At 40.7% G+C, this 13,367-nt stretch carries 28 protein-coding genes; 26 read left to right on the top strand and 2 right to left on the bottom strand.

The window, feature by feature from the left end; genetic code table 11:
• Positions 1-65 precede the first annotated feature (65 nt).
• Positions 66-302, bottom strand: coding sequence for a hypothetical protein (locus ACYQ3A_RS03420; protein ID WP_459895657.1), 237 nt, complete (start codon positions 300-302; stop codon positions 66-68).
• Between the two features lie 28 nt (positions 303-330).
• Positions 331-798: a helix-turn-helix domain-containing protein gene (locus tag ACYQ3A_RS03415; RefSeq protein WP_459895656.1), complete on the bottom strand. Its 468-nt coding sequence runs from the start codon at positions 796-798 to the stop codon at positions 331-333.
• Between the two features lie 114 nt (positions 799-912).
• Here ACYQ3A_RS03415 and ACYQ3A_RS03410 point away from each other — a divergent pair, with 114 nt between their 5' ends.
• The 26 genes from ACYQ3A_RS03410 to ACYQ3A_RS03285 all read left to right on the top strand — a co-directional run bounded on the left by ACYQ3A_RS03410 (position 913) and on the right by ACYQ3A_RS03285 (position 13,365).
• A complete protein-coding gene (locus ACYQ3A_RS03410; RefSeq protein ID WP_459895655.1) occupies positions 913-1,131 on the top strand; it encodes a hypothetical protein in 219 nt (72 codons plus the stop codon).
• Entirely contained in the window at positions 1,128-1,250 is a 123-nt protein-coding gene (locus ACYQ3A_RS03405; RefSeq protein WP_459895653.1) for a hypothetical protein, read from the top strand. Before ACYQ3A_RS03410 ends, ACYQ3A_RS03405 begins: the two co-directional genes overlap by 4 nt.
• Entirely contained in the window at positions 1,240-1,482 is a 243-nt protein-coding gene (locus ACYQ3A_RS03400) for a hypothetical protein (RefSeq protein WP_459895652.1), read from the top strand. Before ACYQ3A_RS03405 ends, ACYQ3A_RS03400 begins: the two co-directional genes overlap by 11 nt.
• 3 nt (positions 1,483-1,485) lie before the next feature.
• Positions 1,486-2,565 carry a helix-turn-helix domain-containing protein gene (locus ACYQ3A_RS03395; RefSeq protein ID WP_459895651.1) on the top strand — a complete coding sequence of 360 codons (1,080 nt, stop codon included), beginning with the start codon at positions 1,486-1,488 and terminating at the stop codon, positions 2,563-2,565.
• Between the two features lie 9 nt (positions 2,566-2,574).
• Complete coding sequence (locus ACYQ3A_RS03390; protein ID WP_459895650.1) at positions 2,575-2,829, top strand: hypothetical protein; 255 nt, start codon at positions 2,575-2,577, stop codon at positions 2,827-2,829.
• 20 nt (positions 2,830-2,849) lie between these two features.
• The gene (locus tag ACYQ3A_RS03385) at positions 2,850-3,023 is read left to right on the top strand and encodes a hypothetical protein (protein ID WP_459895566.1); all 174 of its coding nucleotides are present in this window, start codon (positions 2,850-2,852) and stop codon (positions 3,021-3,023) included.
• Between the two features lies 1 nt (position 3,024).
• The gene (locus tag ACYQ3A_RS03380) at positions 3,025-3,360 is read left to right on the top strand and encodes a hypothetical protein (RefSeq protein ID WP_459895564.1); all 336 of its coding nucleotides are present in this window, start codon (positions 3,025-3,027) and stop codon (positions 3,358-3,360) included.
• Entirely contained in the window at positions 3,338-3,739 is a 402-nt protein-coding gene (locus tag ACYQ3A_RS03375) for a hypothetical protein (protein ID WP_459895648.1), read from the top strand. Before ACYQ3A_RS03380 ends, ACYQ3A_RS03375 begins: the two co-directional genes overlap by 23 nt.
• Positions 3,736-3,942 carry a hypothetical protein gene (locus tag ACYQ3A_RS03370; RefSeq protein WP_459895647.1) on the top strand — a complete coding sequence of 69 codons (207 nt, stop codon included), beginning with the start codon at positions 3,736-3,738 and terminating at the stop codon, positions 3,940-3,942. The genes ACYQ3A_RS03375 and ACYQ3A_RS03370 overlap by 4 nt, the downstream gene beginning before the upstream one ends.
• The gene (locus ACYQ3A_RS03365; protein WP_459895646.1) at positions 3,939-4,172 is read left to right on the top strand and encodes a hypothetical protein; all 234 of its coding nucleotides are present in this window, start codon (positions 3,939-3,941) and stop codon (positions 4,170-4,172) included. The genes ACYQ3A_RS03370 and ACYQ3A_RS03365 overlap by 4 nt, the downstream gene beginning before the upstream one ends.
• On the top strand, positions 4,172-5,098 hold the full coding sequence (gene bet, locus ACYQ3A_RS03360) for a phage recombination protein Bet (RefSeq protein ID WP_459895645.1): 927 nt from the start codon (positions 4,172-4,174) through the stop codon (positions 5,096-5,098). The genes ACYQ3A_RS03365 and bet overlap by 1 nt, the downstream gene beginning before the upstream one ends.
• Before the next feature lie 2 nt (positions 5,099-5,100).
• On the top strand, positions 5,101-5,355 hold the full coding sequence (locus ACYQ3A_RS03355; RefSeq protein ID WP_459895643.1) for a hypothetical protein: 255 nt from the start codon (positions 5,101-5,103) through the stop codon (positions 5,353-5,355).
• Between the two features lie 45 nt (positions 5,356-5,400).
• Positions 5,401-6,843, top strand: a complete 1,443-nt coding sequence (locus tag ACYQ3A_RS03350) for a terminase gpP N-terminus-related DNA-binding protein (RefSeq protein ID WP_459895641.1) — start codon at positions 5,401-5,403, stop codon at positions 6,841-6,843.
• A 13-nt stretch (positions 6,844-6,856) separates the two neighbouring features.
• Positions 6,857-7,558 (top strand): AAA family ATPase, encoded by a 702-nt coding sequence (locus tag ACYQ3A_RS03345; protein ID WP_459895639.1) that lies wholly within the window; start codon positions 6,857-6,859, stop codon positions 7,556-7,558.
• Entirely contained in the window at positions 7,555-8,079 is a 525-nt protein-coding gene (locus ACYQ3A_RS03340; protein WP_459895638.1) for a hypothetical protein, read from the top strand. Before ACYQ3A_RS03345 ends, ACYQ3A_RS03340 begins: the two co-directional genes overlap by 4 nt.
• Positions 8,070-8,594 carry a hypothetical protein gene (locus ACYQ3A_RS03335; RefSeq protein WP_459895637.1) on the top strand — a complete coding sequence of 175 codons (525 nt, stop codon included), beginning with the start codon at positions 8,070-8,072 and terminating at the stop codon, positions 8,592-8,594. The genes ACYQ3A_RS03340 and ACYQ3A_RS03335 overlap by 10 nt, the downstream gene beginning before the upstream one ends.
• Before the next feature lie 8 nt (positions 8,595-8,602).
• Positions 8,603-9,235 carry an ATP-binding protein gene (locus tag ACYQ3A_RS03330; protein WP_459895635.1) on the top strand — a complete coding sequence of 211 codons (633 nt, stop codon included), beginning with the start codon at positions 8,603-8,605 and terminating at the stop codon, positions 9,233-9,235.
• Between the two features lie 68 nt (positions 9,236-9,303).
• Positions 9,304-9,876, top strand: a complete 573-nt coding sequence (locus tag ACYQ3A_RS03325) for a hypothetical protein (protein WP_459895633.1) — start codon at positions 9,304-9,306, stop codon at positions 9,874-9,876.
• A gap of 11 nt (positions 9,877-9,887) precedes the next feature.
• Positions 9,888-10,811, top strand: coding sequence for a major capsid protein (locus ACYQ3A_RS03320; protein WP_459895631.1), 924 nt, complete (start codon positions 9,888-9,890; stop codon positions 10,809-10,811).
• Positions 10,812-10,814: 3 nt separating this feature from the next.
• Positions 10,815-11,294 (top strand): hypothetical protein, encoded by a 480-nt coding sequence (locus ACYQ3A_RS03315; RefSeq protein ID WP_459895630.1) that lies wholly within the window; start codon positions 10,815-10,817, stop codon positions 11,292-11,294.
• Positions 11,287-11,652: a hypothetical protein gene (locus tag ACYQ3A_RS03310; protein WP_459895628.1), complete on the top strand. Its 366-nt coding sequence runs from the start codon at positions 11,287-11,289 to the stop codon at positions 11,650-11,652. Before ACYQ3A_RS03315 ends, ACYQ3A_RS03310 begins: the two co-directional genes overlap by 8 nt.
• Complete coding sequence (locus tag ACYQ3A_RS03305; RefSeq protein WP_459895627.1) at positions 11,652-12,074, top strand: hypothetical protein; 423 nt, start codon at positions 11,652-11,654, stop codon at positions 12,072-12,074. The genes ACYQ3A_RS03310 and ACYQ3A_RS03305 overlap by 1 nt, the downstream gene beginning before the upstream one ends.
• Positions 12,074-12,364 carry a Holliday junction resolvase gene (locus ACYQ3A_RS03300; RefSeq protein ID WP_459895625.1) on the top strand — a complete coding sequence of 97 codons (291 nt, stop codon included), beginning with the start codon at positions 12,074-12,076 and terminating at the stop codon, positions 12,362-12,364. Before ACYQ3A_RS03305 ends, ACYQ3A_RS03300 begins: the two co-directional genes overlap by 1 nt.
• The gene (locus ACYQ3A_RS03295; RefSeq protein WP_459895624.1) at positions 12,339-12,593 is read left to right on the top strand and encodes a hypothetical protein; all 255 of its coding nucleotides are present in this window, start codon (positions 12,339-12,341) and stop codon (positions 12,591-12,593) included. The genes ACYQ3A_RS03300 and ACYQ3A_RS03295 overlap by 26 nt, the downstream gene beginning before the upstream one ends.
• Positions 12,590-12,871, top strand: a complete 282-nt coding sequence (locus tag ACYQ3A_RS03290; RefSeq protein ID WP_459895622.1) for a hypothetical protein — start codon at positions 12,590-12,592, stop codon at positions 12,869-12,871. Before ACYQ3A_RS03295 ends, ACYQ3A_RS03290 begins: the two co-directional genes overlap by 4 nt.
• Positions 12,871-13,365, top strand: a complete 495-nt coding sequence (locus tag ACYQ3A_RS03285; protein ID WP_459895620.1) for a phage protein Gp27 family protein — start codon at positions 12,871-12,873, stop codon at positions 13,363-13,365. Before ACYQ3A_RS03290 ends, ACYQ3A_RS03285 begins: the two co-directional genes overlap by 1 nt.
• Positions 13,366-13,367 lie beyond the last annotated feature (2 nt).

Genomic DNA, 13,367 nt, shown 5'->3' with positions numbered 1-13,367 from the left:
CCATCATTACAGCAAATATTGTAATGATTGCACCGATAATAAAGACGACAGCTATGGCGAAGGTATCACTCATCTTTCAACTCCTTTAATAAGAGTTCAATCTTTATAGCCAACCCTCCAATCATTAGGAGGAGAGTTAGCGACGCCCACATTCCTACAATTGCAATCCAGAAAGCAAGCTCATCGTTCCTTTTGAATAACATTCCTAACGTACCGCCAGCACTTGCTATCAAGAATGCTGACAGCACTTTCAGAACTTCTATATAGAAATCTACTTTCTCTTTAATATATTCCTTATTCATTCTCTTAGCTGTTTTGACTACCAACTAATTAAGTTAAAAAAATTTTAACATACTCATGGCTTAACTTCTGAAGTTCTTCTCTCCATTTAGTTTCTTCCTTGTCTTTCAAAGGCTTAATCTTTTTGTAAAGGAACTTAATCATTTCCATCACCTCTTCTTCAGGAACTCCTTTTAAAAGTCCTGCTTTGTAATATTCCTCTATTGTTTCCGTTATCCTCTGGAAAAGTTCTCTGTCGATAAGGGAAGTAGCTGGAAGAGAAGAAGATGGAGATTCTTTTTTTACAAATATTTCTCCTTCGCCAAGAAGCAACCAGTTTAGGTTGATACCGAATTCGGTTGCAATAGCTTTAAGCTTTTCAGTAGTGGGTTCGAATTCTCCTTTTTCCCATCTTCTTACCACTGTATCCATTACCCCGATTCTTCTTCCAAACTCTCTTTGAGTTAACCCTAATTTCCTTCTTAACTCTTTGATTCTAATTCCAACTTCGCCTTTCATAATAACCTCCAACAAATAGAACATTTTAGGTTGACAACAGACCGATACTGTTCTATATTTCCTTGTAGGCTGACATACCAGCTAACAAGAAAATCCTATCAGAAGGAGGAGCAAATGGGCAAAGTGGTAATCAAAGAAGTAAAACGACGGCTCTACATGAAGGACAAGAATCTTACTCAAATGGCAAAAGATCTGGGAATTTCATACTCCTACATGCTGGATGTCCTGCACGGAAGAAGAAAGTCAATACCTCTAATTGAGCGAATAGCTGCTTATCTGAATTTTCCTGAGCTCGTGGAGCTCTACGAAGAAGAGTTTGCAGGAGTTAAGTGATGTGGTATCTGGAACTGCTTGTATTGATTGTTTTCTTTGTCTGGTACTGTTTGCCGGATGTTGATTCAGAGCTTGAGGGCAGTGAAGATGAATGGAGGAGGTTCACCGATGGAGTTTAAGACAGGAGAAAAGAAATTCAGGGACTACCTGAAAGAAGCCATGGAGGAGTTAGAAAAGGAGAACTGGAACTACGAAAAATGCAGAAAGGCGGTAGAAGGGGCGGTTTCGGTGGTGATTGATAACACGACCGAAGAGGTGGTCAAAGTAAAGGCAGGGAATCCCGAAACAGCTTTAGCACAGGCACTTTCAAGGTTAACACCCGGAGTAAAAACCATTGTGGAGGAGGCGTAAGCCATGGCAAAGATAATGAAATACAGGGTTTCAGAGTTGGAGATTCCGCAGGGACTACTTCCCAGGGTCATAACCGGAACGGTAGAGGAGAAGGTTAAGGAATATGCAGACCTTATGGAGAACGGAGTGGAGTTTGACCCGATAAAGGTATGGGAAAGGGAAGACGGAAGAGTTTGGGTAGTTGACGGAGTTCACAGAATCGAGGCAAGCAGGAGAATCGGAAGAGAATACATAGAAGGCGAACCGCTAAACATAAAAGACGAGCTCCACTACAGAATGGAAGCAATCAAGCACAACCTGAAGCACGGACTTGCATTAAGACCGGAAGAGCGGAAGCTCTGTGCTCAACAACTCTACCTTGCAGGAGTTGACCCGGTTAACATTCAGAGGCTCTTCGGAGTCAGCGATAGAACAATCAGGAGATGGCTATCGGACATAAAGAGCGAGAAGAAAGAGGAACTAAGAGAAAAGATTAAAGAACTCCATAAGAAAGGCTATGGAGTAAGGGAAATTGCCAGAAAACTTGAGATTGAGCCTTCCACAGTTTCACGGGTGTTGCAAAACGGACACGATGTCCAAAATGCAACACTTACAGACAATCATTCTCAACAACACAAACCAGACTCTTACAGTTTAACACATTCCAGCTCTTCATCAGTTAGAGATATTCTGGACAACCCCGAAAAGTTAGTTGAAGAGGAAGAAAGGGAGATTGCCTCTGCTGAGGATGACATTCCTGAAGCACTGAAAAAGTTTGAAAGCTCCGAAATGAAGGCAAAAGTCATTGAGCAGATAAGGAAGGCGAAAGAGAGGGAGGAGAGAAAGAAGAAAGAGAAGAAGCTAAAGACAAAAGAGGAAATCATTGCTGAAATCTGGGGAAAACTCTACGAGCCACTTGCCGAGTATCAGGTCAGGTTCTGTGAGGATACAGGTCAACGGGACTTCAGGCTTGAGGACATGCTTGCCTTCATTGACGAAATCAAGAAGTTCTTCACAACCGGCAGGTATCTGACGGAAAAGGACTACCTTACCTGGCTTGGTATATGGAGAGCAAGAAAAACAGAAGGATACAAACAATTTTAAGGAGGAATTATGAAAGCAGAACTTTTAGACAAGAAACGAACGGATAAAGCCGCAAGACTGGTTGAACTGGAGGTTTTGCCTTACGAAGGCGGACAGATAACTGGTAACGAGAAAGAGCCAAGCCTTGTTGCCTTTGCAAATCTTCTGACTGCAAAAGGAATTACGAAAGAAACAGTCTTTTTAGATGATGGAACTCTTGAAATCAGCTTTTACCGTAGGGGAAAGCTCAAAAGAGTTTTCAGAATTGAACCTAAACCTTATTAAGGAGGTAATAGGAGGAAAACATGAATCCACGCCAATTTGAAGAGCGATTCAGGAGAAAACAGGAAGAGATAGAAAGACATCAAAAAGCAGTGAGAAAACTCTCCTTCTTAGCAATTGTAATGGGATTTTTTATGTGGAGTCTTCTTATAAGCTCTGTGGTCTTTGCAATAAAAACCTTCTGTGGAGGTCATTGAAATGGAAGTGAGAACAGTAAAACCTGATGCACTCAAAGAGTATCTTTCATTTCTTCGCAAAGACGTCGGGATAGATGCTGACAGGTTTATTCTCCTTGAAGAAGAGCCTGCAGTTTACGTTGATCCTGATGTTAGGGTAAAGGTTGGTTCCATAGCTGATTTACGGGTAAAAACTGATTTCCTGCTCGAAGATGGGATGTTGAAAAAAGTTTGTTTACTAAAACCTCGACCTACCACAGATCTTGAAGATGTCTGGAGAAGTAAATGGAAAAAGTATGTTGAGAGAAGAAAACTACTTGAAGGAGGTGAGGAAAATGTGCAACGTGAATCCTGTTGAAGTAGAAGAAACACCGACCCCCGAAGGGATCAGCACAGAACAAGAACAACAAATAAACCTGACCAGCCTTCTTAATGAGTATGAACAACTCGAAGCCAGATTGCAAGAGCTTACCGAGAGAAAGCAATGGATAAGGAAAATGATTCACGGAGAACTTGCAACTCAAAACATTCAAGAAACTTCGGTTATCACCGCAAGTGGAACAAAGTTTGTTCTCCGAATCCAGAAGACCCGTAGAGAAAGGGTTGATGTAAAGCTCCTTCGAGCAGACTTAGGAGAGAAGGCAGAAAAGTATATCACCGTTACTGAGTCTGAATTCCTGTCAATTAGACCAGCAAAGAAGAATCAAAACGAGTTAATTGGAGGAGGTAAAAAATGAGAAAGGTAAAGATAGAGGTAGAAATTTTTCTAAAAGGGAATCCACCTTATATAACTTCGGCAGAAGTTACCAGAGTAATTGAAATTCAAGGGGAACTGACCCAGGATGACCTTGAAGAGATAGAAGAAAATTACTCCCTTTACATCCCTAAAAGCCTGTTAAACCAAAAGAATTTGGAGGCAAATTCAGGAGGATCGAGATGAGAATTTTACTGGAAGTCATAAAAAAGGAAACAACTAAATACTTAGTAGAAGTCGATGAAGAACGGTTAAGGAAAGAAATCCCTCTTTCTATTGAACCCATAGAGGCTTTTGAAAAAGCACTTCTCAAAAATTCACTAATAGAGTTAGAGATGAAAGGGATTATCAAGAACATTCAGGAATATTCAAGAATAGTAAAAGAGCTTAAACCAAAAGAATTTGGAGGTAAGTGATGGGAGATACAGCGGTTAAGAATATAAAAATCCTTGTTGCCGACGATGGCACACAATGGACTGAGGAAGAAGTTAAAGATTACCTCAAGTATCACGTATCTGCAAAGAATATTACGGAGGAAGATGTAAGAGAATTCTTCCGCTACTGCAAAGCCAGAAAGCTCAATCCCTACGACGTTTATCTCCAGAAATACAGAGTCAGGAAAGGTAACACAGAGGAGTGGAAAACAGTCATCGTTGTTTCGAAATATGCTTTCTTCAAAAGAGCAGAAAGGAGCGGGAAGTTTGCAGGTTACAGAGCCGGAGTAATCGTCCAGGGAAAAAGCGGAAAACTTGTGTACAGAGAAGGAAGTATCGTTCTTGATGGCGAAAAGCTAATCGGAGGCTGGGCAGAAATCCACAGAACGGACTGGAAAATTCCGGCAAGAGTGGAAGTTAGCCTATCCGAATATCTACGTAAGGATAAAAACGGAAAAACTTTTGATATGTGGGAAGAAAAACCTGGAACAATGATTCGAAAGGTTGCGTTGGTACACGGATTAAGGGAGGCATTTCCGGATGAGGTTGGCGGACTGGAAATTATCGGTGATAGCGGCAATGATGACTTTAGGGGAAGAATTGAAGAAGCTGGATCAGATGAATCTGAATACACGTGGGACGAAGAAGAAACTCAGGAAGGAGAAAAGGAAGAAGAGAAGAAAGATTCAGAAAGCGAGCAGAAGGAAGAACCGAAGATAACGGAGAAACAGAGAATTTGTCTCATGGCAGAAGCCAGGAAGTTGTGGGGAAAGGATTACATAGAGAAGTTTCACCAGGTAATCAAAACCAGGTATGGTAAAGAATCCTCAAAAGAACTGACAGTCAAAGAAGCTTCCCGGCTTATAGATGAACTTAAAAAGCTCAATGGTTCAACAAAGGAGAGTTAATCATGTGGGCAGGGTATAGGAAATTGACGTTTGTTAATGCTTTCAGGTTTGACGGAGATTACACGACAGAAGAAGTCAATCAGCTTGTTTCCGAATTCATTCGAAACGGAGGAGTAAAGGAAGATAAATCCAGACTCGTCTGGTATGTGAAGAGCTTAAAGCTCAACGAGGAGTATATCTTCATCAAGACCAGCGAGGAGATTAAATCCAAATCGGGTCTTGTGACTGTATTCAGACCTGTTTCAACACTTTCCTAAATTTCGCCCGCCCTGTGCGGGCTACTTCAAGAAAAGGGGAAGGAAATGAAGGAAAGCAAAAAAGCACTCAAAGAAAAAGCAAAAGAACTAAAAGAAAAAGGATACTCCATAAGAGAGATATGCCAGATTTTGGGAAAGTCAATAGCCACAGTCCACAGGTGGGTAAGTGAAAAAGGAGAAAAGGAAAAAAGAGAACCCAGACTTTTCCAATACATTAGAAAACTTGAAGAAACGGAACTCTACGAAAAATTACTTGAACTCCTCTTTTACAAGGTAAAAGAAAAAGGACACGACAGGTATCTGCCTCTTGCAAAAGTTTATCACGCACTACAGGTAGAACTGGAAATGGCTGGAATCTCGGTAGGCTACCACAGATTCAGACAAATAGTAAAAGCAATAGTAGTGGGAAGGCTTGGAAAGAACTGGGAAGAATTCATATACAAAAGGAAAAGCAGAGGAGTTAACACAAAAACCTCTTATGGAGCAGTTGAAAGACCCCGTGAGGTTCTTGAAGTTGACCTCACAGGTTACGAGTTCGGAGGAAAGAACTACGCTCTAATTTTTGCATTCGATCTTTACACGGGATTTGTTTTCCCTCCGTTCATAATTGAAAACAAAGAAAAAGGTAAAGGAGTGAACCACTATAACAAAGCATTCAACTCGATGGAAGTTGCACTTTACCTTGTTGAAATTTTCCAGAAAGCTGGAGTTCCAAAAGTTGTAAAAACGGATAACGAAAAAATCCTGAAAAGCCAGCTAATAAAAAGTGGACTTAAAAAGTTGGGAGTAACACTTTCAAACACATATCCTAACAGACCCAACCAAAAAGTTATCGAGGTTGTCATAAAAGAACTTAAAAGCTACCTGAGGCTTCACAGAAGAAATGCAGAAACCATAGAAGAGCTAACACAACTTGCAGTTGAAAGCTACAACAGAAACTACCACAACTTTAAACACCTCAGCGAAAAAGTAATCCCTGCCGAACTTTTCAAAGGATACTCAAGGAAACTCGATGAAACCGTTATAAAAACCGCATTTGTTGAAATCAAGGAAAGAACCCTTAAAGACAACGAAATCCAGATAGACAACCTCATATATCAACTCAACTATCCAAAGAAAAGAGAAAAAGTCATTGTTCACAGATTTCTCCACGACCTTACGCAGGTTGCAGTCTATTCAAAATCGACAGGTGAATTCATAGGAATTGCAAGGCTCTTCTCAAAACCACCGAAAGGAATAGAGACCACAGTTGAATTCAAGCAGGAGAAACTACGCTCAAAGAGGATAGACAGGAGAGAGAAGAAGGTAAAAGAAGAACTTGTGAGGCTTCAACAAGAAAAGGAACCTGCCGTAAAACTCGAAGAGTTATCCCAACAGGAAAAAAAGGTTGTAGTTCTTGAAGAAATTGAAAACAACCTGCTACTTGAGAACACTTTTGAAGAAGAAGGTCAACCCAAAGGGCTGACCCTTGAGGACCTTGACTTCTGAAGGAGGTAAAAACATGAGGACACACGTTCAAATTGCAATGGAAAAAGCAGTCAAAAGCCTAATTCAATTCTACCACGAAAGAGGAGAGCCTCTTCACGGTGCAATGTGGGGAGTTTGGATGAGTGGAAAGACAAGAGCTGCTGTTTCCCTTTCCAAGAAAAACAGAATAATTAGATACCTCAAATTTCCTGAGAGAAACGTGACTGATACACAATTTGTAAAAAGCATAGCTCTTTCACTTGGTTTGGGACCTGGTAGAAGTTTCATAGAAACACTTGACAACATAAAGGAAACTGTCAATCACAGGGGTGGAATTTACGTTATCGTGATTGATGAAGCCCAAAGGTTATTTGCAAAAAAGAAATTCCTCTCTATCCTCAAGGATCTTTCTGAAGAAGTTGATCTTATTTATCTTTTCTTGGGAGACAGAAATCTATCAAGGTATCTTCATCCAACGTACCATTCTTTAGTAAAAAGAATTCTCATAAGAAAAGAAATTGCTCCGATAGAAAGGGAAACAGTATCTGTTTTGTTAAAGAAGCACGGATACAATTCTGAAAGTTCTGAAATCCTGGTTTCCCTTCTGAAAAAAGAAGGAATCACCACGGGAGAACTTGACATTGCACTTCATCTGGCACGGAAGAAAAAAGTAGAAAAGCTAACAGAAGAAGAATTGAGAATCTTCCTTGAAGCTGCTGTGGAGGGAATACGATGAGAAGAAGTGACATCTGGGTGGCAATAGAGGATTTAAAAGTTTTCCAGATTAGAGAGCTTGTTGACTATCTCCACAGAGAGTGGGATTTTCTTCCCAAAAGCCAGGTAAAAAAGAAAGTCTGGACATCTATCCAGAGCTGGATAAAAGACGGTCTAATTGTAAGAGTTCATAAAGAACCGCCAATATTTGCACATTCAGAACACAAAAGTAACTGGAAAGAAATTTATAAAAATAAAATCAAATTTTGTTCTCATTGTGGAAAGCCTTTCATTCCAAGATCGCCAAATCAAAAGTTCTGTCACAGGAAACTCTGTGACAGAGACCGTCAGTTACTCAAAAAGAAAAACTTCAAGAGAAAACCAAGATGGAAGGAAGAAGAAGTAAAACTCCTCTGGGAAACCTTTGGACTCAAAGGTTTTTCCAAAGAGAAAGCAGAAGAACTCTCCCAAAAACTTGGCAGAAGTGTAACAGCAATCAAAGAAAAATATAGGGAATTAAGGAGGGCGACACAATGCGTTTAGACACGGTAATCAAAAGAGTGGAGCTAACAATTTTTTACATTGAAGAAGGTGAATTTGTGAAAGCCTACAGGGCACTCAGGGATTTAAGAAAAAAACTTCTTGAAGAGAGGGAAAAGAAAAAGGAGAAAGAACTTTCAAGAGAACCAGAAGTCAGGAAACTAATTAGCTGGTATGAGAATTTATGGAATGGGACACCACCGGAGTTTTACAAGTACGGCGAACCGAGAAAAGTTATAGGAAAACACTTCAAAGACCTCATAAAGATTTACAGAAACAACAACTTAGATGTTGAAGACCTGAAAATGGAATACGAAGCCTTCAAAGAAGCAAACCTTAAACTTATCGGCTGGAAGAAGAAACTACTCGGAAACAGAGGAATAGTTCAGTTCCGCTACGTTCTCCCCCAATGGAAAGGAATTTCCGACACAGAACAGAAAAAATGGACAACGTCCGAGAATGAAAGAGGTCTTGACTACTATACAGGTCAGGTAAATGACGAAGAACTCGAATTTTGAGGTAGGCAATGCTTGTGGCGAAAAGCCTTTCTGAGCTTGAAAGAAGGTTCCCTGATTCAATGATTTATGAACAGGAAAGTTGTTATTTCGTTTTTACGAAAACAGGGGTTATCAGATTCCTCAAGCCAAGAAACAAAGAAGAAATAGCTAAAAGACTTAAAGAAGGAAGATTTCCTCAAAAATACATAACTGCAATTATGAAAGAGAAGGAGAGGACAGAGGCTTTAAAAGCTGTCCTCTCCGCAAGAAAGGGAGTGTTGCTATCCGGAAAGGCAGGAACGGGGAAAACTTTCGCTTGTATTTTGAAAATAGCATTTCTTTTGAGAAACTACAAGGTAAACCTTCCCCTTTACGTTCCTCTTCAAAATCTCGGAGATGTATTTGAATACAAAAAGTTAATCTGGTTATACGACTCTTTTCTCCTTGACGACTTAAATCCAAACCTTGGGGAATGGGAAAGAAAACTTGTGGTGGAAACGATTTACCATGCTTATAATGAAAACAAACCACTTTTCATAACCAGCAACGCTAATTTCAGAGTAATTGCTCACTTCCTTAAAGAAGAACCTCTCATTTCAAGGCTTTTAGAGATGTGTGAAGTCAAAACAGTCACAGGAGAAGACCTGAGAGTCACGAAATAGCCCACCGTTGCCCACCCTGTCCACCCTTCGGGAGTTAACCTAAAACAAATCCACTCCCGGAGGGTGTTATGGGAAGCGAAGAAGCAAAGAAGCAGAATCAGGAACAACATAACAGCGAACAGCATAATAACAGTCAAGAACAAAACCAGAATACTCAAAACCAGTCTCAAACACAGCCCGCACCTGACCCTGAAAAAATACTACAGGAGAAGCTGAAAGAGTTAGGATTTAACTCCCTTGAAGAGTTAAAAGCCCTCAAAGAGAAAGCCGAAAAAGCTTCAAAGGAGTCTCCAGAAGACAAAAACCTCAAAGAAGAACTTACAAAACTCCAGACACAACTAAAAGAACTTGAATCTGCTTACAGAACTGAAAAGGTAAGAGCTTCCATTGTTGCTTCTGCCACAAAGCTTGGTGTCATAGACCCCGACATGGTGGTTCTCCTTGCAAAAGAAAAGGCAGAAGTAAAAGATGGCAAAGTCCTTGTTGACGGTAAGACCGTAGAGGAGTTCCTCAGCGAACTTAAAGAACAGAAGGCGTATCTCTTTAGAGCATCTGACAAAGAAGGTTCTGGAGCTGGAGTAGCAAAGGAACCTCCAAAAGAGAAATCAACCGATGAAAAGCTATCAAAACTACTTGATTAAGGAGGGTTACAATGCCAGATGCTATTCTTTCAGGACTTATGACAGAACTTGAAAAACAGGTTCAGGATGAAGTTCTTCAAGGTGTTATTGAAACGATTGTCTCAACAGATGAAATTTTCAACATCTTGCCTTTCAGGAAAGTAGAAGGTTCTGGTTTGAAAGTTACATGGGAAAAAGAAATACCCGAAGCCGATTTCATTGATCCTACAGACACCATTCCGCAAAGTAGTGGAACAAAACTTGACCAGTTTACAGAAACTGTGAAAGTAATCGCAAGGAACATAGATATTCCCAAGTTTTCCACAGAGGTGGAAGGTGCACCGATTCTCCCCTTTATCAAAGGCGAAATTAAGGCAATAAGCAGGGCTTACAGGCGAGCAATGTTTACAGGCAATTCTTCAACAAATCCAAAAGTTTTTGACGGACTTCAAAAGCAAATTGCCCGCATAGAGTCTAAAGGACTCCAGAGAAGCATAGATGCAGGAAAAAATCCCCTTGCCTTTTCCATGCTTGACGAACTTATAGCCCTTATGAAACTCGGCGTTGACGCAATAGTAATGCATCCAAGGGCATACATAGCGTACAAAGAACTCCTGAGACAGAAAGGGAATACAGATTCTGCAACGCTCCAGCTCAAGAACTTTGGACGTCCCGTTCTCACCTTTGATGGAAAACCTGTTCTCCAGAGTGAATATGCCCCTCTAACAACGGATGCGGATGGTAATGCTCTAACAGAGATTTATGGTCTCTACTTTTCTGTTGCAGACGGTGTAACGGGACTTTACGGCGGAAACGGTGGAGCCGGGATACAGTACAGAAAATTAGGAGATGTCCAGGATAAACTGGCAATCAGATACAGGTTTGAATGGTATTGTGGATTCACTGTTCTATCTCCATACGCCGTTGCTGTTGTCAAGAACGTTAAAGTGGAGTGATAGATGTCAATTGAAATAACAATAATGCAAAACTTTGACTTTACTAAAATCTCCCGTAAGCTCCTCCAGCTTGCGGGAGCTACTTTGGGTTTTATAGGGGATTCATACGTTAATCAGACAGTTGAAAGGATTAAAAGAAAAAAGCTTTTCAAAAGCAGGACTGGTAATCTCATTCAGTCCATAATGGCAGTTCCAGAATCGGAAACAAGAGTTGTAATCTACGGAGCAGGGAAGAATAACTTTCTTCAATACGGTAGATTCCTTGAGTTCGGCACAAAAGGACCCTACACCATAAGACCAAAAGAGAGAAAAGCTCTCAAAATACCGACTTCAAAAGGCTTTATCTTTAGAAGAAAAGTTCTCCACCCCGGTATAAAAGCAAGACACTACTTCTTTGGAGACTATGAACAGAAAATGAAAACCGCAGTGGAAGAGGGAAGGCTTTACTTCCGTTCAAAGTTCCCGGAGGTTCTAAATGACTGAGTTCATTACCTTAGAAGAACTTGAAGGGAGTTCCGTATCTGTTGATGAGAAAAATATTGAAAGGGCGAACCTGTATGTTGAACGGGTTCTTGCAAAACTTGGAGTTTCTCCTTCCATTTTTCCGGAGCTCAAAGACAACCCACATTTAAAAGAACTTGCAAGGGTCTATGCCTGCTACATCTCCGTAATTGACTATTACACAGGGGACGGAAACGAAAGCGAATACAACGAAAAAGTAAAAAACTACAGAGAACTACTCAAAAGCCTTGAAAATTCAATAACTCTTGAAGCCCTTGGACTGACCAGCACAACAACCCAGAAGATAGGCTACGCATCTTTCCCGATAAGGAGAGGCTAATGTGGTTCGGGTTCATAGAAGAGCTTAAGAAAAGACTTGAAAAAGGAACCGGGGTAAACGTTTACATAGGCATTGACCAGCCGAGGGACGTAAGGCAGTTTCCTTTTATTTCGATTATCCCTGCTGAGTTTACAGAAGAAGCGGATAAAAAGGTAATGATTCTTGCCATAGCCTTTGGTGTGAGAGAAGAGGAGAAAATTCCAGAAGACCCCGCCCCAATGTATGAAAGAGGTGTTAACAATATCCTCAACCTTATGGGTCAAATAGAGAAAGTCCTTTCAGAAATCAAAATTGGACAGTTTCAGGTACTTGAGGAAAAAGAAACAGTTAGAAATTTCGAAGTAAAAGCTCCGAAGTTCTTAATGGAAATGCACATAGCTGTTGCCGTTCCAAAGTTTGCTCCAGCAATGGAGGACTTTTGATGAAAAACCCAAAAGCTAAGGGCACAAGGTTTGAAAGGGAAGTGAAAAAACTTTTTGAAGAAAAAGGTTTCACAGTTGTTCGTTCTGCTGCCTCTCTTGGAAAGGCAGATCTTTTTGTCGAAGGCATTGGCTCAATTCAGTGCAAAGCGAGAAAAAGACTTTCTCTATACAACCTTTTTGATGGAGCAGACGTTCTTGTTGTTAAAGCAGATAGGAAAGAACCTCTTGTAGTTATTCCCGTTAAGAAATTCCTGGAGGTAGTGAATGGACAGCCTGACGCAGGTAATTAGTCTGATTGGTAACGGTGGATGGGTGGCAATAGGTATTTTCCTCGGGTTTTTCATCCAGAGGCTTGACAGGAGAATGGAAAGGCTTGAAGGAAAGATAGAGGCAATGAGAGAAGAGTACGTTCTCAGGGAAGAGCACTACAGGGACATTTCAGGATGGAAAGGAGAAATTAACAGACTTGATGCAAAGATAGACAGACTGACAGAACTAATCCTTGGAGGACGCAGATGAAGGAACTTCGAGGACAGATTCTTGACTTCCTGAAAAGGGTTTACCCTCATACGATAGAGGAGCTTGGGATTATAAGTGTCTTTTACGAATATTACAGCGATAAAGATATTCGTCAGTCCCTTGAGTATCTGGTTGACAAGGGATACGTTGCAAAAGAGAAGAAAAACCATCCTTACAGAAGAAGGAAAAGCCTCAATTTTTACAAAATCACTGCTAAAGGAATAGACCTCCTTGAAGGAACGATAGAAGATGTAGGGATAATCCTGGAGGATGAATAATGCCAAGGCGAAGTAAAGCCAATCTGTACGACCTGATTACTCGCATTGTTCACATGTATGAAAGAGAAAAACTCTCCTTTAAAGAGATAGAGTCAATTCTGAGGTCGGAAGGCTATAACATCTCAAAAGCTTCTATTTACAGAGCTTACCGCTCCTATGCAGAGGCAGCAGAGGACTACAAGAAAATCTACGAAGAGACAAAAGCTCTTATAGACACCCTAAAAGAAAACCCTGCAACCGATGTTATAGAGAGCATCTCGGTTATCCTTGCAAATAGACTTTTCAAGTTTGTCAAGGACATTGAATCAATGGACTTTGATGACCCCCACGAGCTAATCTCCTCCGTTCAAAAGCTTGCAAAGACCATCTCTCAACTTCAAAAGACACGGGAAGAGAGGGAGAAAAAAGCAATGGAGATTCTCCAGAAAGGGGCGGAAGAAGGTAAGGTTGATGCCGAAATAATCAGAAAGATACAGGAACTGTATGGAGCGTAAAA

This window comes from Desulfurobacterium crinifex, assembly GCF_054656775.1.
The sequence above is the reverse complement of the archived record's forward strand: the minus strand, read 5'-3'. Positions and strand labels throughout refer to the sequence as shown.